General features: G+C 71.6%; 15 protein-coding genes and 1 pseudogene. 8 read left to right on the top strand and 8 right to left on the bottom strand.

Annotated features, from left to right (window positions below; all coding sequences use genetic code 11):
* Positions 1–51 precede the first annotated feature (51 nt).
* Positions 52–1,296 (bottom strand): PEP/pyruvate-binding domain-containing protein, encoded by a 1,245-nt coding sequence (locus F4562_RS32805; protein ID WP_184546654.1) that lies wholly within the window; start codon positions 1,294–1,296, stop codon positions 52–54.
* 60 nt (positions 1,297–1,356) lie between these two features.
* On the opposite strand from F4562_RS32805, the gene F4562_RS32810 reads away from it, so the two are divergent.
* Positions 1,357–1,752: a DNA-binding protein gene (locus F4562_RS32810; RefSeq protein WP_184546652.1), complete on the top strand. Its 396-nt coding sequence runs from the start codon at positions 1,357–1,359 to the stop codon at positions 1,750–1,752.
* Complete coding sequence (locus F4562_RS32815) at positions 1,749–2,384, top strand: transcriptional regulator (protein ID WP_184546650.1); 636 nt, start codon at positions 1,749–1,751, stop codon at positions 2,382–2,384. Before F4562_RS32810 ends, F4562_RS32815 begins: the two co-directional genes overlap by 4 nt.
* A gap of 111 nt (positions 2,385–2,495) precedes the next feature.
* Here F4562_RS32815 and F4562_RS32820 read toward each other — a convergent pair whose 3' ends face one another.
* A complete protein-coding gene (locus F4562_RS32820) occupies positions 2,496–3,638 on the bottom strand; it encodes a TetR/AcrR family transcriptional regulator (protein WP_184546827.1) in 1,143 nt (380 codons plus the stop codon).
* Positions 3,639–3,740: 102 nt separating this feature from the next.
* On the opposite strand from F4562_RS32820, the gene F4562_RS32825 reads away from it, so the two are divergent.
* Together F4562_RS32825 and F4562_RS32830 are read left to right on the top strand one after the other, a co-directional pair.
* A complete protein-coding gene (locus F4562_RS32825) occupies positions 3,741–4,964 on the top strand; it encodes a cytochrome P450 family protein (RefSeq protein ID WP_184546648.1) in 1,224 nt (407 codons plus the stop codon).
* 46 nt (positions 4,965–5,010) lie between these two features.
* A pseudogene (locus F4562_RS32830) lies at positions 5,011–5,810 on the top strand (AAA family ATPase); the annotation flags it as partial.
* A gap of 442 nt (positions 5,811–6,252) precedes the next feature.
* Here the strand turns inward: F4562_RS32830 and F4562_RS32835 are convergent.
* Genes F4562_RS32835 through F4562_RS32845 form a run of 3 tightly spaced genes read right to left on the bottom strand, consistent with a single transcriptional unit; the run spans position 6,253 to position 8,813 of the window.
* Complete coding sequence (locus F4562_RS32835) at positions 6,253–7,434, bottom strand: MFS transporter (RefSeq protein ID WP_184546647.1); 1,182 nt, start codon at positions 7,432–7,434, stop codon at positions 6,253–6,255.
* Between the two features lie 54 nt (positions 7,435–7,488).
* On the bottom strand, positions 7,489–8,301 hold the full coding sequence (locus tag F4562_RS32840; RefSeq protein ID WP_246473622.1) for an SDR family NAD(P)-dependent oxidoreductase: 813 nt from the start codon (positions 8,299–8,301) through the stop codon (positions 7,489–7,491).
* Positions 8,302–8,315: 14 nt separating this feature from the next.
* A complete protein-coding gene (locus tag F4562_RS32845; RefSeq protein WP_311734230.1) occupies positions 8,316–8,813 on the bottom strand; it encodes a MarR family winged helix-turn-helix transcriptional regulator in 498 nt (165 codons plus the stop codon).
* Between the two features lie 133 nt (positions 8,814–8,946).
* Between F4562_RS32845 and F4562_RS32850 the strand changes: the two genes are divergently transcribed.
* From F4562_RS32850 to F4562_RS32865, 4 genes are all read left to right on the top strand, one after another.
* Entirely contained in the window at positions 8,947–12,186 is a 3,240-nt protein-coding gene (locus F4562_RS32850) for an efflux RND transporter permease subunit (protein ID WP_184546643.1), read from the top strand.
* 179 nt (positions 12,187–12,365) lie between these two features.
* Entirely contained in the window at positions 12,366–13,796 is a 1,431-nt protein-coding gene (gene purB / locus F4562_RS32855) for an adenylosuccinate lyase (protein ID WP_184546641.1), read from the top strand.
* Positions 13,797–13,801: 5 nt separating this feature from the next.
* Complete coding sequence (locus F4562_RS36560) at positions 13,802–14,584, top strand: GNAT family N-acetyltransferase (RefSeq protein WP_221207739.1); 783 nt, start codon at positions 13,802–13,804, stop codon at positions 14,582–14,584.
* 164 nt (positions 14,585–14,748) lie between these two features.
* The gene (locus F4562_RS32865; protein ID WP_311734229.1) at positions 14,749–15,708 is read left to right on the top strand and encodes a DUF4037 domain-containing protein; all 960 of its coding nucleotides are present in this window, start codon (positions 14,749–14,751) and stop codon (positions 15,706–15,708) included.
* Positions 15,709–15,984: 276 nt separating this feature from the next.
* Here F4562_RS32865 and F4562_RS32870 read toward each other — a convergent pair whose 3' ends face one another.
* The 3 genes from F4562_RS32870 to F4562_RS32880 form a co-directional block, all read right to left on the bottom strand.
* Positions 15,985–16,560, bottom strand: coding sequence for a hypothetical protein (locus tag F4562_RS32870; protein WP_184546637.1), 576 nt, complete (start codon positions 16,558–16,560; stop codon positions 15,985–15,987).
* 738 nt (positions 16,561–17,298) lie between these two features.
* Positions 17,299–17,601 (bottom strand): DUF3817 domain-containing protein, encoded by a 303-nt coding sequence (locus F4562_RS32875; protein ID WP_184546635.1) that lies wholly within the window; start codon positions 17,599–17,601, stop codon positions 17,299–17,301.
* A 139-nt stretch (positions 17,602–17,740) separates the two neighbouring features.
* Positions 17,741–18,604: a hypothetical protein gene (locus tag F4562_RS32880; RefSeq protein WP_184546633.1), complete on the bottom strand. Its 864-nt coding sequence runs from the start codon at positions 18,602–18,604 to the stop codon at positions 17,741–17,743.
* Positions 18,605–18,716 lie beyond the last annotated feature (112 nt).

Raw genomic sequence — 18,716 nt, forward strand, 5'->3', positions numbered from 1 at the left:
GTGGGTGTGGGTTCGGCGGCGGGGTGCCCGGGTGGGGAGGGAGGTGATCGGTCACGCATTCGTGGCCGTGACGGTGCCGGTGGTGCCGTCGACGGTGATGACGGTGTCGTCGTGGAGCCTGCCGGTCGCGTCCGGGACGCCGAGGACGGCGGGGATGGCGTGCTCGCGGGCGACGATCGCGGCGTGGGAGAGCACGCCTCCGGTTTCGGTGACGACGCCGGCGGCGATGCGCAGCAGCGGTGTCCAGGCGGGGTCGGTGAAGGGGCAGACGAGGATGTCGCCTGGGCGTACGCGCGCGAAGTCGCCGGGACCGCGGACGATCCTCGCGATGCCGGTCACGATCCCGCGGCTGCCCGGTGTTCCGGTGAGTGCGGCGGCAGGGGTGTCGCAGGTGCCGCGAGGCGATGCCGGTGGGGGGGCGGCGGTGACCGGTCGTGCCTGCAGAATCCAGGTGCGGCCGTCGGCGATCGCCCACTCGATGTCCTGTGGTCCACCGAGTAGGGCGGCGATCTCCTTGCCCAGTCCGGCGAGCCGGGTGGCGGTCGCGTCGTCGATCGCCGGTTGGTTCCGGATGCGGGTGGGAACGTCGCGGATGACGAGCCGCGTGCCGCGCCGGTCGAGGCGGGTTCGTTTGTCCGCGACGGCGCGTGTGACCGACCTGTCGCCGGTGACGCGGTAGGCGTCGGGGGTGACCTTGCCCTCGACGACGCTGGGGCCGAGGCCCCAGGACGCCTCGATCCGGGTGGGGTCGTCCGGGTCCGCGGGTGTGAACATGACCCCGGACGCCTCGGCGTCCAGGTGGCGTTGGACGATGACGGCCATCATGAGATCGTCGGACGGCTGGTCGGCGCGGACGGAGGCGTCCCGGTAGTCGACGGCGCGTGGGGAGAACAGGGAGGCCCAGCAGGCGCGTACGGCCTCGGCGACCTCGCTGACTCCGTGCACGGCGAGGAAGCTCTCATGCTGACCGGCCGCCGATGCCTGACCGGTGTCCTCGTTCGCCGCCGATGATCTCACCGCGACGGGCGGGTCGCCGAGCTCGTCGAGCGCTCGTCCCAGCGCGTCGATCACGGTGGCGTGGACCGGGCGGGCCTCGATCGCCTGCCGTATCGCGTCAGGATCGTCCGGCCGGCCGGCGAACCGTCCGAGGTCCGGGTCGCGGACGGCGTCGAGGTAGGCGGCGAAGGAGACGACGAAACCGTCGGGAACCGGCAGGCCCGCGCGGAGCAACGCGCCGAGTGCGCCGGCCTTGCCGCCGCAGGTGTCGGCGACGGCCTCCATGAGGGGTACGATCATCCGCCCCTGCCTTTCAACAAATAATTGACAATATTTTGTTGATTGTGCATCATGGGCCGCATGTCACGCAAGCACGACATCGCTCACACCGTGCACACCGATCACCTCCGGGCCCGTCGTGAGCAGGACGCGCGTGAGCGTCTTCTGAGCCTGGGGGCGGACGCGCTCGACGCCCGCCCATGGCGGCCCTCACCCGCTCCGCCGTCGGCGGTCGACCTCGCGCAGTTCGCCGTCTGGCGCTGGGCCGACCTGGGCCCGGAGGACATCCTGAGCGCGCTCGCCCTGCTGCCCGCCGCGCGCGCCGAGGTCGAAGGACTCGAAGCCGCCCTGCTGTTCACGGCCCGGAGCGCGGGACTGACCTGGGCCCAGATGGCCCACGCGATGGGGTTCAACTCCCCGCAGGCGTGCCAGCAGCGGTACACCCGCCTGACGGCGCGCCAGGACGCCGACTCGTGACGCGGAACTCTCCGCCCGATCTCCTGGTCCTGCACGCCGTGCGCATCACCGGGTTCGCGGACACCCCGGTGATCGCTCGTCGGTTCGGGCTCGACGCGGCCACGACGCAAGAGGTGTTGCTCGACGCCGAGGCTCACGGCTGGGTCGAGCACACCGCCTTCGCCGGCACCGGAGGCTGGTCGCTGACCGGGCGGGGCCGGGCCGAGAACGAACGCCTGCTCGCGGCCGAGCTCGCACGCGTCGGCGGCGCCGACGAGGTCCGGGACGTCTACCGCGAGTTCCTGCCGCTGAACGCCCTCCTGCTACGAGCCTGCACCGACTGGCAACTGCGGCCCACCGCCGGCGACCGGCTCGCCGTCAACGACCACTCCGATCCCGCCTGGGACGCCGGAGTCCTCTGCGAACTCGACGGCATCGATCGCGCGCTCACGCCGCTCGCGGACCGGCTCGGGAGCGTCCTTGCGCGGTTCCGCGGATACGACACGCGGTTCACCGCGGCCCTGGCGCGCGCTCGGGCCGGGGACGGGGCCTGGGTCGACCGCACCGACGTCGACTCCTGCCATCGTGTCTGGTTCGAGCTGCACGAGGACCTCATCGCCACGCTCGGCCTCGACCGGCACGCGCAACCCTGATCCACTCCCCGTCTCCGCGGCGGCCCCTGACCACCTGCCGGGTGCACCACGGGCCACCCCGCTGCCCGGGCAGGTCACCGGGGGGTACGGCGGCCCCGACGGTGAGAACCGTCAGGGCGACCACCGGTCGGCGGCGGTGCCGCCCGGCCGCCCGGAGGCGTCTTCGGGCCGGGTGGACGGCATATCGGGCGGGACGGCCGCCGCCGCGTGGCAGGCGCCGAAACCCTCGGCGCGGGCGACGATCCGGCTCGCGCGGACGCGTACGGCGGTCTCGGTGGCGTCGCTGACGGCGGGCACGCCGGCCGCCGCGGCCAGGGAGCCCGTCTCGTCGCACACCACGTTCAGCCGCGGCCAGGCCGACGGCGGGAAGGACTGCCGCAGGCAGGAGCGGAGGTCGGCGACGACCAGCCGGGCCAGCGGGGCCAGCTCACCGGGGTCGCCGGTGACGATGACGGCGGTGACGCCGGCGCCGGGCGGTTCGGCGCGCACCGCTTCCTCGGCCGCGGAGAGCCGGTGCAGCCCGAGGACCGCCACCACGCCGTCGCCGTCGAGCCGCACGGGTCCGCCGTGGATCATGTCGGTCGCGGGTGGCGGGGACCACGGGTCGTCGGCCGGCCGGGTCGGCGCGACGATGGACGGGGTCAGCCATCGGTCACCCAGATCGAGGCCGGCGAGCTGGGTGCAGGCGCTGACGACGTTGAAGGGTTCGACGAAGCCGGGGGCGGCGGCGGCCAGCTGGCCGGCGCCGTGCAGGGTGGTGAGCGCGGCCTCGGCCACGCGCACCATCCGGCGGGCGGGTTCGCGGGGCGGACGCAGCCGTTCGAGGGCGAGTCCGAGCAGGATCGCGTTGAGTCTCATCAGCTGGGCGAAAGGGCGCCGGGTCCGCTCGTCGGCGAGGATCTCCGGCATCAGGTCCATGCCGAGCCGGGCGGAGTCGTACCACGGGTCGGTGGCGAGGGGGAGCCGGGTCATCCAGGCGCGGGCGAACGCGGCGAGCGCGTCGCGGGCGGTGTGCCCGGGCTCGGGGTGCGGCGGTTGGGGGGCGTGCTCGGCGGCGTCGGCGAGGACGGCGAAGTACAGGGCCCGTTTGCCGGGGAAGTTGGAGTAGACCGCGCCGCGGGTGAGCTCGGCGCGCTCGGCGATGGCGTCGATCTTGGCGTGGCGGAAGCCGCGTTCGGCGAACTCCTCCCTGGCGGCGGCCAGCACCCTGACGCGGTTGCGTTCCTGCGTCTGCGCTCTGGTGAGCCGGCCCATCGTCCCCCTCGTCCCGGCGTTGCCGTCTGTTCCGGTCCAAGATACCGTTACCATTCACATGATGAGATCATCTGATCTAAACATTTGGAATCTGGAGTGTTCATGACCGGTGACAGCCGGGATGCGGACGGCGTCCCTCAGATCGACCTGGCCGATCCCGAGGTGCTGCGTGATCCCTTCACCGCCTACGGGCGGGCACGGGAGCGCTCGCCGCTGGCCAGGCTCCTGGCTCCCGGCTTCGGCTCGATGTGGGCACTGACGCGGTACGACAGCGCCAGGGCGATGCTGAGCGACGCCCGGTTCGGTCCGAGTCCGAGGAGTTTCATCCCGCCGTCCGTCCCGGAGGACTGCCGGCCGTACATGCGGACGATGGCGGAGATGCACGGGCCTGAGCACGCGCGGCTGCGCAGGCTGGTGGCGCCCGCGTTCACCGCCCGCCGTGCCGCCGGGTTCCGGACGCGGATCGAGTCGATCGCCGAGAGCCTGCTCGGCGACCTTCCCGGTCACGCGGAGGACGGCCGGGTGGACCTGATGGCGCACTTCGCGCGACCCCTGCCGATCGAGGTGATCTGCGAGGTGGTCGGCATCCCCGCGTCCGACCGTCCGCGCTGGCGGGAGTACGGGGCGGCCGTCGCGGCGGGATCCGGGCGGGGGTTCGCCGAGGCCGTGCCCGGCATCATGGAGGGGGCCAAGGCCGCCCTCGCGCGCCGCAGGGCCGAACCCGGTGACGACCTGGTCTCCGATCTCGTCCGCGTCCAGGCCGAGGACGACGAGGACGGGGACCGCCTGAGCGACGCCGAGATCGTCACCCTGGTCTGGCATCTCGTCCTGGCGGGGCAGACACCGGTGCATCTCATCGCCAACGGTGTGCAGGCCCTGCTCGGCCACCCCGGTCAGCTGGCCGCGCTCCGCGACGACCCCGGTCTCATGCCCGGCGCGGTCGAGGAGCTGGCGCGCTGGTGCGGGCCGCAGGTGCTGACCATACCCCGTTACGCGCGTGAGGACGTCGAGGTGGAGGGGATGGTGATCGGCGCGGGCGAGCCCGTGGTCGCCGTGATCGCCTCCGCCAACCGCGACCCGCGGGCCTACCCCGACCCGGACCGGCTCGACGTCGGCCGCGCCGCCGGAGCACCCGGGCACCTGAGCTTCGCCCACGGGCCCCACTTCTGTCTCGGGGCGTCGCTGGCCCGGGTGCAGATCGAGGTCGCGCTCACCGCGCTGCTGCGCCGCTTCCCCCGTCTGGCGCTCGCCGCGTCGCCGGGGGAGGTGACACGGGTTCCCGACCCGGGAGCCTGGCGTCTGGCGTCGCTGCCCGTGACCGTCTGATCCCCCGACCTTCCGGCCCGGCCGATCCCGCCGGCCTGGTCCGCCCGACCGTGAGAACATCCTGCTGCGGTTGCTCCAGGCCGCCGACTACGACGTCGGGAGGGCTGAGACCGGCATCGTCTACATCGACGAGGTCGACAAGATCGCCCGCAGGGGCGAGAACCCGTCGATCACCAGGGACGTCTCCGGTGAGGGCGTGCAGCAGGCCCTGCTGAAGATCCTGGAGGGTACGGTCGCCAACGTGCCGCAGCAGGGCGGACGCAAGCACCCGCACCAGGAGTTCATCCGGATCGACACCACCAACGTGCTGTTCGTCTGCGGTGGCGCCTTCGCCGGTCTGGAGCGGATCGTCGAGCGGCGGGCCGGTCGCACGGGCGCCGGGTTCGGCGCTGCGATCCGCACGGGGGAGGGGCGGGAGGAGGACGCTCTCGCCGGGGTGATGCCGGAGGACCTGCTGGGGTCCGGGCTGATCCCGGAGTTCGTCGGCCGTCTTCCGGTGGTGTCGGTGCTGCGCTCTCCGGACCGGGCCGTGTTGCGGCGCATCCTCACCGAGCCGCGTGATGCGTTGATCGCGCAGTACCGGCGGCTGCTGGAGATGGGCTGGAGTTCACCGAGGACGCCGTCGACGCGATCGCCGAGCAGGCGCTGCTGCGCCGTACCGGTGCCCGGGCGGCGCGGGCGATCCTCGAAGAGGTGCTGCTCAACGTGATGTACGAGGTGCCGAGCCGGGATGACGTGTCCCGCGTGGTGATCGAGCGGGCCACCGTGCCGGGCAACGTCACCCCGACCCTGGTGCCGCGTGAGGGCCGCGGCCGCGGACGTGAGGGCCGGGAGAGGTCCGCCTGAGGTGTGTTCTCCCGGGCCCCACCCTTCCCGAGCGGCCCCGGAGCGCAAGGCAGCGCTGTCGGGGCGGTGGGGACCGCTGGTAACGGTGAGTGCCGACCGGCGCGGGCATTGGCCGGCACCGACCGCTCCGGTTCTGTCGCGCGGTGGCCGGGCATGCCGGTGCGCCGACGGGTTCGAGCCGCTCGCGGATCAAGCACGGAGTTGGCGGGTGATGGTGGCGCAATCTATAGCAGCTGCGAACGACAGGACGTCGTGTCGGCGGGTGTACCGCCCAGACGTGGTCGGTGCTGTCCGCGGGAGCGTGATCCAGCCGGTGACCGGCAACGCGATGGTTTGAAGGGCCGGGTTCCGCGGTCCGCCTCCGAAAGTTATGAATCTACATTGTAAAGGCGCCGTCCAGGGGTCAAACAAGATCATTAATTAAGGACTGAAGACTCAACAATCAAGAGAGGTCGGTTGTGTCGCCGGGGCGGGCCGGCGGCCGGAGCGCTCCGGCGGTGGCGGCCATGAAGGCCGCCAGCAGGGCGGGGATGGCCAGGGCGGTGGGCAGTCCGACGAGTTCGGCGGCGCCGCCGATGATGGCGGGGCCTGCGACGAGGCCGGCGTAGCCGACGGTGGCGACCTGGGCGATGGACTGGCCGGCGCGGTCGGGGTCGTGGTTTCCGGCGGCGGAGAAGACCTGCGGGACGATGGTGGCCAGGCCCAGGCCGAACAGGGCGAAGCCGGCGATGGCGACGGGGACGCGGGCGACGAGTAGTGCGATGCCGAGGCCGAAGGCGGCGATGATGCCGGAGTAGCGGACGAGGCGGACGGGGCCGAGGCGCTGGGCGAGGCGGTCGCCGGCGAAGCGGCCGATGGTCATCGCGGTGGAGAAGACGGCGAATCCGGTGGCGGCGACGCTTTGGGAGGTGCCGAGGTCTTCGAAGAGGTAGACGGCGGTCCAGTCGTTGGCGGCTCCTTCGCCGACGAGTCCGGCGAAGGCGACGACGCCCATGAGGGTGATCCAGCCGTTCCAGGGGGCGCGGCGGGGTGGGGTGGTGTTGTGGTGCTGGGGGCGTGGGGTGGGGGGGAGGAGGTGGCGTCCGGCGTGGAGGGAGATGAGGGCGAGGGGGATGCCGACAGCGGCGAGGGTGGTGCCGGCGCTGAGGTCGAGCCAGGCGAACAGGCCGCCGATGCCTGCGCCGAGGAGGCCGCCGATGCTGAACATGGCGTGGAAGGAGGACATGATGGGGCGGCCGTAGGCGCGTTCGACTTCGAGGCCGTGGGCGTTCATGGAGACGTCGAGGGAGGCGTTGATGAGGCCGAAGAGGAAGAGGGTGGCGATGAGGGTGGGGAGGGTGGGGGCGTAGCCGGGGGGGATGATGGCGAGGGCGGTGGCGATGGCTGCCGGGGGGAGGAGGCGGGCGCTGCCGAGGCGGTCGGTGAGGGGGCCGGCGAAGCGCATGCCGGCGACGAGGCCGGCGGCGATGGCGAGGAGGCCGTAGGTGAGTTGGCCGTCGGTGAGGTGGAGGGTGTGTTTGACGGCGGGGATGCGGGCGGCCCAGGCGCCGGAGGTGGTGCCGAGGAGGATGAAGAAGTAGGAGACGGCGCGGCGGGCGTTGGCGGGGTTGGGGGTGGTGGTCATGGTTGTGCCCCGGGTGTGTGGGGGGTGTGGGTGTCCGGTCCGTGGTGGGGCGGGTCAGTGGACGGAGAAGCCGCCGTCGACGCAGATGGTCTGGCCGGTGATGTAGGCGCTGGCGTCGCTTGCGAGGAAGATGGCGGTGCCGGTGAAGTCGGCGGGGGTGGCGTTGCGGCCGATCATGGTGCGGGCGGCGAGGGCTTCGACGCGGCCGGGGATGGCTTGGGCGGGTTCGGTGAGGGGGGTGAGGACGAAGCCGGGGATGATGGTGTTGGCGTTGACGCCGTGGGGTGACCAGGCTTCGGCTTGGGAGCGGGTGAGGCCGGTGATGGCGGCTTTGGAGATGCCGTAGGCGCCGCTGTCGCCGAAGGCTCTGATGGATTGCTGGGAGCCGATGTTGATGATGCGGCCCCAGCCGCGGTGGGCCATGCGGGGGCCGAAGTGCTGGCCGAGGAGGTAGGGGGCGGTGAGGTTGACGGCGATGGTCTGTTGGTAGTCGTCGGGGGTGAGGTCTGCCATGGGGTGGCGGATGTTGTTGGCGGCGTTGTTGACGAGGATGTCGATGTCGCCGAAGTGGGTGGCGGCTTGCCGGGTGATGTGGGTGATGTCGTGGGGGTCGGCGAGGTCGGCGGTGATGGCGGCGGCGGGGATGCCTTGGTCGTGGAGTTGGTTGAGGGTGTCGGTGAGGGGTTGGGGTCGGCGGGCGATGAGGATGAGTGAGGCGCCGGCGTTGCCGAGGGCGTGGGCGATGGCGTGGCCGATGCCGGAGCTGGCGCCGGTGACGAGGGCGGTGCGTCCGGTGAGGGTGAAGAGGTCGCCGGTGGGCATGGTGGGCACGGTGGGCATGGTGGGCATGGTGGGCATGGTGGGCATGGTGGGGGAATTTATCACTCTGGGGGTTGGGTGATTGGGTTGTCCGATGTTTTGTTGGGGGTGTCGTTGTAGAGGGTTTCGGCGACTTGGCGGATTTTGTCCATGGCGGTGGAGAGGCCGTGGAGGGTGGGGGTGTCGAGGCGTTGCAGGAGGTGGCGGAAGTCGGTGAGGCCGGCGTCGGAGATCTCTTCGATGAGGGTGCGTCCGGCGGGGGTGAGTTCGACGCGGCGGATGCGGCGGTCGTGGGGATCTTCGCGGCGGGTGACGAGGCCGTGGCCGACGAGGCGGTCGACGATGCCGGTGACGGTGCCGAGGCCGACGCCGAGGTGGTGGGCGAGGTCCTGGCCCGAGGCGGATCCCTGGCAGGCGAGGATCATGACGACTTTGAGTTGCCGCAGGGTGAGGCTGGAGTCGAAGAGGGGTGAGGTGGGGCGGTGTCGGACGATGAGTCGTCCGAGGTCGCGTTGGATTTCGCCGATCTGGTCGATCAGTCGTTCGCGTTCGTCGTTCACTCTCACCTCTCGCTTCCTGAGAAGGTTATCAGGATGGGTTGGTGACGCTAAATATTCGTGTGACGCGAAGTGTTAGTCTGGGGCGAATCTTACTGGTCTGTCTGCTGACCCGTTCTTGAGGAGCCCGCCCCCGATGACCGCCCTGGCCAGGTTGAGCCTCGCCAACCGCAGCCTTGTGATGATGATCGCGCTGGTGTTGAGCGCGTTCGGTGTTTTCGCGATTCCGTCGTTGAAGCAGCAGTTGCTGCCTTCGCTGTCGTTTCCGGGGGCGTTCGTGATCGCCCCGTACCCGGGTGCCTCTCCGGAGATCGTCGAAGAGCGGGTGACCGAGCCGATCGAGAACGGTTTCCAGGGGCTGGCGGGGGTCACCGAGGTGACGTCGACGTCCCGGGAGGGGATGTCGCAGGTTCAGGTGGCGTTCGAGTACGGCACCGACATCGATGCGGCGGTCGCCGACATGCAGCAGGCGGTGTCGCGGATCGCGTCGCGGTTGCCGGAGGGGGTGGATCCCCAGGTGTTGTCCGGCGGTACCGACGACATCCCGGTGATGGTGCTGGCCGTGGGCGACGGCGGTGACGAGCGGGCGATGGCGGACCGGCTGGAGCGGCTGGTGGTGCCGGAGCTGCAGGGGATCGCGGGGGTTCGCGAGGCCGCGGTGACCGGTACGCGTGACGAGGTGGTGACGATCACCCCGGATGTGAAGGAGCTGGCGCGGCGGGGGCTGGCGCCGACGGCGGTGGCCGACGCGCTGCGGGCGAACGGGCAGCCGGTGCCGGCGGGGAGCCTGACCGAGGGCGGTAAGTCGCTGACGGTTCAGGTGGGCCGCCGGATCTCGACGTTGAAGGAACTGGAGGACCTGTACCTGCTGCCCGCGGCCGCGCCTGCCGCACCGGCCGCGCCGGCTGGTCCGGCGGGGGTCGGGCGGGGGCAGCAGCAGGCACCCGGCGGGGTGGGGCGGCCGGCGCAGGCGGTGCCCGGGCCGGTGCGGCTGGGTGAGGTGGCGAAGGTGGAGCGTTCGCTGGCGGAGGGGACGTCGCTGACGCGGACGAACGGCAAGCCGAGTCTGGGCGTGTCGGTGACGATGGCGCCGGACGGCAACGCGGTGGCGATCTCGCATGCGGTGCGGGAGAAGATCCCGGGTCTGGTGCGGGCGATCGGGGACGCGGCGGCGGTGACGGTGGTCTTCGACCAGGCGCCGTACGTGGAGCGGTCGATCGAGGATCTGACGACCGAGGGTCTGCTGGGTCTGACGTTCGCGGTGCTGGTGATCCTGGTCTTCCTGTTGTCGTTGCGTTCCACGCTGGTGACGGCGGTGTCGATCCCGTTGTCGGTGGTGATCGCGCTGATGGCGTTGTGGCTGGGTGACTATTCGCTGAACCTGCTGACGCTGGGGGCGTTGACGATCGCGGTGGGCCGGGTGGTCGATGACTCGATCGTGGTGCTGGAGAACATCAAGCGGCATCTGGAGTACGGGGAGGCCAAGCGCGCGGCGGTGCTGGCGGGTGTGCGTGAGGTGAGCGGGGCGGTGACGGCCTCGACGTTGACGACGGTGGCGGTGTTCCTGCCGATCGCCGTGGTGGGCGGCATGGTGGGGCAGTTGTTCGCGCCGTTCGCGGTCACGGTGACGGTGGCGTTGCTGGCGTCGTTGCTGGTGTCGTTGACGGTGGTGCCGGTGCTGGCGTACTGGTTCCTGCGGGCTCCGGCGGTGTCGGCGGAGCGGGCGCGGGTGATCCGGGAGGAGGCCGAGGCCAAGGAGCTGCGCAGCCCGTTGCAGCGGGCGTATCTGCCGGTGTTGCGGTTCGCGACCCGGCGGCGGCTGGTGACGCTGCTGGTGGGTGCGGTGGTGTTCGCGGCGACGATGGGGCTGGCCGGGCGGTTGGAGACGAATTTCCTGGACGCCTCGGGTCAAGACACGATCTCCATCAGTCAGCGGATGCCCGCGGGGACGGATCTGGCGACGACGGATGCGGCGGCCGGGAAGGTCGAGGAGGTTCTGGGGGCGTTCAAGGACGCCGGGGACGTGCAGGACTACCAGGTCACCGTCGGGGGTGGCGGCACCGGGTTGCTGGGGGCGGCCGGCGGCGGCGGGGATCGGGCGTCGTATTCGGTGACGGCGGGTGCCGAGGCCGACAGCGCGGCGGTCGAGGAGCGGTTGCGTGAGCGGTTGAAGGCGGTGTCGGGCGCCGGGGAGATCACCGTCGGCGGCGGTGGCGGCGGTTTCGGCGGCGGGCCGGCCAACCAGCTTGAGGTGGTGGTGCGGGCGCCGGACATCGCGACGTTGCGGAGCGCGGCGGAGACGGTGCGGGCGTCGATGGCGGGCGTGGGTGGCCTGCGGGATGTGCGGTCGAACCTGGAGGCCGGCGCCGAGCGGGTCGAGGTGCGGGTGGACCGGAAGAAAGCGGCGGCCCGGGGGCTGACGGAGGCGCAGATCGGGCAGGCGGTGGCGCAGCGGTTCCGCGGGGCGCCGCTGGGTCAGCTGACGTTGGACGGGGTCAGCGGTGATGTGGTGCTGCGGACGTCGGAGGCGCCGCAGGAGGTCGAGGCGGTCGGTGATCTGGAGCTGGTGTCGGCGGCGGGGCCGGTGAAGCTGTCGAAGGTGGCGAAGGTCGTCACGGTGGAGGGTCCGGTGCAGATCACCCGGATCGACGGTGAGCGCAGCGCGACGGTGACGGGGACGGCCACGGCCAGTGACCTGGGTGCGGTGACGGCGGAGCTGACGTCGAAGCTTGAGGGGTTGAAGCTGCCGGCGGGGGCGGGTTACGTGGTGGGCGGGGTCAGCGCCGACCAGGAGGAGGCGTTCGGTCAGCTGGGGCTGGCGATGCTGGCGGCCATCGCGATCGTCTTCATGATCATGGTGGCGGCGTTCGGGAGTTTCGTGCAGCCGCTGATCCTGCTGGTGTCGGTGCCGTTCGCGGCGACGGGTGCGATCGGGTTGCTGCTGGTCACCGGCACACCGCTGGGGGTGCCGGCGTTGATCGGCATGCTGATGCTGATCGGCATCGTGGTGACGAACGCGATCGTGCTGATCGATTTGATCAACCAGTACCGTGAGCAGGGCATGGGGATCGTGGAGGCGGTGGTCGAGGGCGGCCGGCGGAGGTTGCGGCCGATCCTGATGACGGCGGTGGCGACGATCTTCGCGTTGGTTCCGATGGCGCTGGGGCTGACCGGGTCGGGTGGGTTCATCTCCCAGCCGCTGGCGATCGTGGTGATCGGTGGTCTGTTGTCGTCGACGCTGCTGACGCTGGTGCTGGTGCCGACGCTGTATGTGATGGTGGAGCGGGCCAAGGAGCGGTTGCGGCGTTCGCCGGGCGGCGGGGCCGGCTCCGGGGCGGAGACGCAGGACGCGGGCGAGCCGGTGGCGGCCAGGTAGGGGTGTGCGGGGTCCGGTGGTGGCCGCCGCGGTGCGACACCGCGGCGGCCGTCGCCTTTTCCGTGTCCCCGCGGCGGGGGTGTGCTTCCTGCCGTCCGGTGGTGGGTCCTGCGGGGTCGCGGGACAGGGGGCGGGGCTGGGAGGTGCCGGGTGCGGGCGGCGGAATATACTGACGCAACGTGACTTCCAAGCCGCGTGTCCCCAATGTCCTTGCCGCTCGTTACGCTTCGCCGGAGCTGGCTCGTCTGTGGTCTCCCGAGTACAAGGTGGTGGCCGAGCGGCGCCTGTGGCTGGCGGTGCTGGCCGCGCAGGCCCGGTTGGGGGTGGATGTCCCCGAGGGGGCGGTGGCCGACTACGAGAAGGTCGTGGAGCGGGTCGACCTGGAGTCGATCGCCGCGCGGGAGCGGGTCACCCGGCACGACGTCAAGGCGCGGATCGAGGAGTTCAACGCGCTGGCCGGGCACGAGCACGTGCACAAGGGGATGACGTCGCGTGACCTGACGGAGAACGTCGAGCAGTTGCAGATCCGCGACAGCCTGCTGCTGGTGCGGGAGCGGTGTGTGGCGTTGCTGGCGCGGCTGGGGCGGTTGGCGGCCGAGCATTCGGGTCTGGTGATGGCGGGGCGTTCGCACAACGTGGCCGCGCAGTCGACCACGCTGGGCAAGCGGTTCGCGTCGGCGGCCGATGAGCTGCTGGTGGCTTTCGCCCGGCTGGAGGAGCTCATCGCGCGTTATCCGTTGCGTGGGATCAAGGGGCCGGTGGGCACGGCTCAGGACATGCTGGACCTGCTGGGCGGTGACGCGGCGAAGCTGGCGGAGCTGGAGGGGAGCGTCGCGGAGCATCTGGGGTTCGCGCACCGGTTCACCAGTGTGGGGCAGGTGTATCCGCGGTCGCTGGACTACGAGGTGGTGACGGCGCTGGTGCAGTTGGCGGCGGCTCCGTCGTCGCTGGCCAGGACGATCCGGTTGATGGCCGGGCATGAGCTGGTCACCGAGGGGTTCGCCGAGGGGCAGGTCGGGTCGTCGGCGATGCCGCACAAGATGAACACCCGCTCGTGTGAGCGGGTCAACGGTCTGGCGGTGGTGTTGCGCGGGTACGCGTCGATGGCGGGGGAGCTGGCCGGTGACCAGTGGAACGAGGGCGACGTGTCGTGCTCGGTGGTGCGGCGGGTGGCGTTGCCGGATGCGTTCTTCGCCTTCGACGGGCTGGTGGAGACGATGCTGACGGTGCTGGACGAGTTCGGGGCGTTCCCGGCGGTGGTCGCGGCCGAGCTGGACCGTTATCTGCCGTTCCTGGCGACGACGAAGATGCTGATGGCCGCGGTGCGGGCCGGGGTGGGCCGGGAGAGCGCCCATGAGGTGATCAAGGAGCATGCGGTGGCGTCGGCGCTGGCGATGCGGGAGCGTGGCGTCGGCAATGAGTTGCTGGCGCGGCTGGCGGCCGATGAGCGGTTCCCGCTGGGGGCCGGGCAGCTGGCGGAGCTGCTGGCCGAGCGGGTGTCGTTCACCGGGGCTGCGGCGCAGCAGGTGGAGGAGGTCGTGGCGCGGGTCGGTGAGGTGGTGGGCCGTTATCCGGGGGCGGCCTCCTACGCCCCGGGTGCGATCCTCTGAGCGGGGTGGGCGGCCGGCCCGTGGTGTTGCGCGGGGCCGGTGAGGTGGTGGCCGCCTGCGGTGACGATCCGATGGTGGTGTGGGGTGCGCAGGGCATGCGTGCCGGGGTGCGGGCGTGGGCGTTGGAGGACGCGGTCGCGGTGGCGTGCCCGGATCTGAACCGGCGTGACCGGTTGACGGTGTGCGGCGGGGCCGCGCGGGTGGCCGCCCTGGTGCGGGCGGTGCGCGGTGAGCTGGGGTCCTCGTATCGGATGCTGGGGGATCGGGCGCTGGTGGAGGAGGTGGCGGCCCGGCTGTCGGCGGGGCAGGCGCCGGCGGGGTTCGAGTGGATGGACATGGGTCGCGCCGATGCCGTCGCGGTGGCCGGCGGGCCCGGTTCCCCTTCCCCGGTGGGCGGGCGGGCCGGGTGGCTGGGGGGTGGTGAGGAGGCGGAGGTGACGGCGCTGCTGGCGCGGGCGTCTCCGTCGTCGTGGGCCGTCCCGGGGGTGGCGGGGGTGCGCCGCTGGGCGGGGGCGAGGGTGGACGGTGCGCTGGTGGCGACGGCCGCCGACGCCTGGTCGTGTCCGGGGGTGGGGTTCGTGGCGGGGGTGGCGACCGCGCCCGCGTGCCGGGGCCGCGGGTTCGCGGAGCGGGTGTGCCGGTTCGTGTTCGGGGAGTTGCTGGCGGCCGAGGGGCGGGTGGCGCTCATGGTCGACAGTGACAACACCGCGGCGATCGCCCTGTACGGGCGGTTGGGGATGCGGCTTCGCCCGGTGGCCGCCGCGACGCTGGACGGCACCGCGGGGTGAGGCGCCGTTTTCCCCTGGTCCCGGTGGGGTGGTGCGCCGGGGCCGGGGGAGGTGGGACGGCGGGGGAAAATCGGATGCGGGACATCGGCCCGGCGGGCAGAGTGAATGGAATGATGTCCAGTTTCGTGCCTGGTTTGGAGCTTTCACGGGCTTTCTATGCTGAGGTGGTTCGGCCGCTGGTGGCCGATGTGCCGCACAGTGCGGCGCTGATCGGTCCGGGGTCGGAGGTTCTGGCGTTCGACACCGGGCGTTCCGCCGAGTGCGGCTGGGGGCCGCGGGTGGTGTTGTTCGTCGGGCCGGACCTGGCCGGGCGGGTCCGGGCCCGGGTGGATGCGGCGCTGCCGGGCAGTTTCGGTGGTCATCCCGTCGTGGTGGGGGCCGAGCACGGGGTGCAGGTGAGCGATCCGGGGGTGTGGTTCACCGGCCTGCTGGGGTTCGACCCGTTGCGCGGGGTGGGGCTGCTCGACTGGTTGTCGACTCCGTGGCAGCGGCTGGCGGAGGTGACGTGCGGGGAGGTCTTCCACGACGGCCTGGGGGTGCTGGAGCGCGCCCGGGGGGCGTTGCGCCGGTACCCGCCTGATGTGGAACGTTACGTGCTGGCGGGGCAGTGGAGGCGCCTGGCGCAGCGGGAGACGTTCCCGGGCCGGTGCGGGGAGGTGGGGGACGGCCTGGGGTCGGCGCTGGTCACCGCGGAGCTGGCGGGTGAGGTGATGCGGCTGGTGCTGCTGATGCGGCGCCGTTACCCGCCGTACGCCAAGTGGCTGGGCAGCGCGTTCGTGCGGTTGCCGGGGACGGCGGAGCTGGGGGAGGCGTTGTCGGCGGCGGTGGCGGCCGACGACTGGCGGGGCCGGGAGGAGCATCTGGGGCGGGCCTACCGGAGGGTCGCGGCTTTGCACGACCGGCTGGGAGTGGCGCCGGCACCGGGGCCGCGGGGTTGTCATCGGCGTCCTTTCCGGTTCGCCGGGGCCGGGCGGTTCGCCGACGCGCTGAGCGGTGCGATCGTCGACGAGCGGGTGCGGGCGTTGCCGCCGGTGGGTTCGATCGACCAGTTCGGCGCCGGCGCGGACCTGCTGACGGACCCGGTGCGCTGCCGGGCGGTCACCCGCGCGGTCCTGGGGGTGTGACGTCGTCGTGTGCCCGCGCCGGCGGGTTTTCCGACGGCCTCGGCGCTGACGCGCCATCGGGCGGCGTGGGACGGGCACACGGCCCGGGGGCCGGTGCCCGTCCCGCGCCGTGTCAGCCGGACGGTCCGGTGACGTCGATCACCGTGGGGTTCTCGTCATCGTCACCGGCCATGTCCGGCTCCGGCGCCTTCCGTCACCGGCCGCGCCGGCGGCGGCCCGGTCGTGGTTTCGGGGCTGTCATGTGAGGAGACGCCGGGTGAGCGGGGGAGTGAGACCTCAGCTGTCGAGCGTGACCGCGGCGTACTGGTACTTCGTGTACCCGTTCTCGTCACCGGAGTGCGACCGGCCGGTCATGACGTGGTAAGGGCTCACCGACGCGGAGTGGTTGCTCTCCTTCATGTTCGAGGTCCAGATCCGGGAGGTGACACGCAGCTGCTTCCCCTGCCAGAACAGCGCACCGATCCGGTAGTTCGTGTAGCCGTCCTCGTCCCCCTTGTGCTGCCTGCCAATGATGATCTCGTTCTCGTTGGTTTCGAAGAGCGAACTGCTCTCCCGGCCGGCGGAGACCCAGCTGCGGGCTTCCACGTCGGCCTGCACGCCGTTGATGAGGATCCGGCTGCAGGAGTAGGTGGTGTAGCCGTTCTCGTCCCCGGAGTGCTTGCGGCCGGTCATCACCTGGTTGGCGGGGCAGGTGAACCAGGCGCCGGACGACTCCTTCACGGTCGAGGTGGTCTGGAGCTGGACTTCCACCGTGTTCACCGTGGTGGCGGAGGCGGCCGCGGGGGCGACGGTCAGGGTGGCCAGGGCGGCGGCCGCCGTCGCGGCGAGGAGGGCCCTCTTGGAGGTGTTCATGCTGCTGGTTTCCTTTCGGACGTCGTTGCGTGTCTCGAGAGCGCGTGCGCAGACGGCTCACGCCATTCCCGGGGGTTCGGCGATGCGCCGATCCCGCCCCGCGTGGCGCCTGCACGGGACGGGGGAACCGTCGTGGGGATGACGATCACATGGTGGCCGCCGCCGCATCGTCGGCTCGTCCCTCCGCAGGAGGATTACCGATCCGCAGCATGAATGACCCTCGGCGCTTCACTGTGGATTGATGCGATTCATAAACCAGATAAAGGGGGACCGCAATAGGCGGGTGACTTAAGGTCGCCGGGTGCGCCGAGGAGGTTGTCCCAGCATGACGCCGCAGGTCAGCCTCGTTGTGGGTTTCCGGCTCTGATCCTGAAGCTGAGGGGCCGCCTGGGGCCCGGAGCGGTTCACCGGCGGCAGGTGGCTTTCGCGGACGCCGACGGGCGCCCATTCCCACGTCCGGGCGGGATTCGAATTCCCGTGCGCGTGGGGAATTGCCGGGCATTCGCTTCGGCGGGTCCCCCGTCTTCCGCCGGCGATCCGGGACCGGCCGGGCTCCGGGCGGGGCGAGCGGCGAAATCGGCCGGAATCGCGTACCGCGGCCCGGTGGGTACGGCGGATTTCACCGTCGCCGGCCCGGAGCCGTCCCGCTCGTTCGGAACCGCCCGGATTGGCCGTGACGGTGGAGGCGCGGGCCGGCGTTCCGCCGCAGTCCGGCCTGCCCGGTGCCGTCCGCGCGGGTCAGGCGGTGAGGGCCTCTCTGCGGCCCAGCGTGCGCCGCTCGAACCACAGCGACGTGAACGGCGGCACCGAGCAGGCCAGTCCCAGCACGACCGTGCCCCGGCTCCACCCGCCCGCCCGTGCGGCGGCCAGGACCCCGGCGACGTAGAGCACGAACAGCGCGCCGTGCACGGGGCCGAAGATCTTCACCCCGAGATCACCGGTGGCGGCCACGTACTTGAAGTACATTCCCACGAGCAGGCCCGCCCACGAGCACGCCTCGGCGATCGCGACGTAACGGAACAGTCGGAGTGCGGTCGGCACTGAGGACACCTCTTTCAAAGGTCGGCCGAGAATTTCAAAGGTCAGCCGGAAAAGGGGGAAACGGCCTCAAGCCTAGGGGGAGCGGGGGCCGGTCCCGGAGGCGGGACCGGAGCGCCGTCGCCGGCGCCCGCGCCGGGGGCTACTCCTCGGTGTCGGGTGTCAGAAGCCACACCCCGTACGGGTTGTGGAAGAAGTCGTCCTCCTCGTAGGACCGGCACGGGTGCCGTTCCAGCACCCAGCGCTGGGCGTCGGGGGCGAGCCGGAAGCCCTCCCCGTCCATCATCTCCCGTGCCCGCTGCTCGACCAGCAGGTAGAGCGCCATCTGGTCGATCAGCTCCACGCCGCTCTCCAGGAGTTCAGCCGGCATGGGCTCCGAGGTGTCGCGGCCCAGGTCGACCGCCACGTCCGGCGCGCCCAGCAGGTGCATGCCGCAGCTCTCCACCGTGTTCCCGTCGCCGAGCGGACGCTTGACCCAGGCGGAGAACAGGGTGACGGCCAGCTTCACCCGGTCCGGCTCGCCGGCCATCACGTCGGCGAGCGCGAGCCAGTGGTCCCGGCCGTGCGTCAGGCCGCTGCTGTCGTTCTTCACGGCCGTGGCGCCGGAACGCAGCAGGGCCGCCGTCACCGCCAGCGTCCGCCGTGAGACGTCGAACACGTCGTCCCACAGCTCCTCGAAGACGCCGTCGCCCATGCCGACGATCACGTTGCGGTGGATGTCGAAGGCGTTGTGCTGGCGCATCGGCGGCGACAGCACGTACACCACCGAGTCGTGCTCCCGCACCGCCTTCCAGTCGGAGTCGGTGAAGCTGTCGTCCACCAGGCAGGACTCGAACGACCTGGGCATCCGCGGGTCGAAGCCCCGCTGGTGGTGCTCCTGGTTGACGACGACGAAGCCCGGCCCGGCGACGTCCGCGACGACCTTCTCGACCGCTTCCACCTCCAGCCCTGAACCTAGGACGCACAACACGTGGCGCGGCATCACCGCGTAGTTTTGCCGGAACATGCCGACACCCTACTGAAAAGGGGTCTTTCCCCGCTGATCGCTGCGGCGCGGTGCCGGCCGGGGCGGGAGCGCGGAGCCCGCCCGCGGCCCGGCCGGGGTCAGGCCGCGGCCC

Origin of the sequence: Streptosporangium becharense, from assembly GCF_014204985.1 — a bacterium.
GTDB lineage: Bacteria > Actinomycetota > Actinomycetes > Streptosporangiales > Streptosporangiaceae > Streptosporangium > Streptosporangium becharense.

Excerpts from the sequence above, each read along its gene's own strand:
- F4562_RS32805 (WP_184546654.1), bottom strand. The coding sequence starts at position 1,296 with ATGATCGTACCCCTCATGGAGGCCGTCGCCGACACCTGCGGCGGCAAG.
- F4562_RS32810 (WP_184546652.1), top strand. The coding sequence starts at position 1,357 with ATGTCACGCAAGCACGACATCGCTCACACCGTGCACACCGATCACCTC.
- F4562_RS32820 (WP_184546827.1), bottom strand. The coding sequence starts at position 3,638 with ATGGGCCGGCTCACCAGAGCGCAGACGCAGGAACGCAACCGCGTCAGG.
- F4562_RS32825 (WP_184546648.1), top strand. The coding sequence starts at position 3,741 with ATGACCGGTGACAGCCGGGATGCGGACGGCGTCCCTCAGATCGACCTG.
- F4562_RS32835 (WP_184546647.1), bottom strand. The coding sequence starts at position 7,434 with ATGACCACCACCCCCAACCCCGCCAACGCCCGCCGCGCCGTCTCCTAC.
- F4562_RS32840 (WP_246473622.1), bottom strand. The coding sequence starts at position 8,301 with ATGCCCACCATGCCCACCATGCCCACCATGCCCACCGTGCCCACCATG.
- F4562_RS32850 (WP_184546643.1), top strand. The coding sequence starts at position 8,947 with ATGACCGCCCTGGCCAGGTTGAGCCTCGCCAACCGCAGCCTTGTGATG.
- F4562_RS32870 (WP_184546637.1), bottom strand. The coding sequence starts at position 16,560 with ATGAACACCTCCAAGAGGGCCCTCCTCGCCGCGACGGCGGCCGCCGCC.
- F4562_RS32880 (WP_184546633.1), bottom strand. The coding sequence starts at position 18,604 with ATGTTCCGGCAAAACTACGCGGTGATGCCGCGCCACGTGTTGTGCGTC.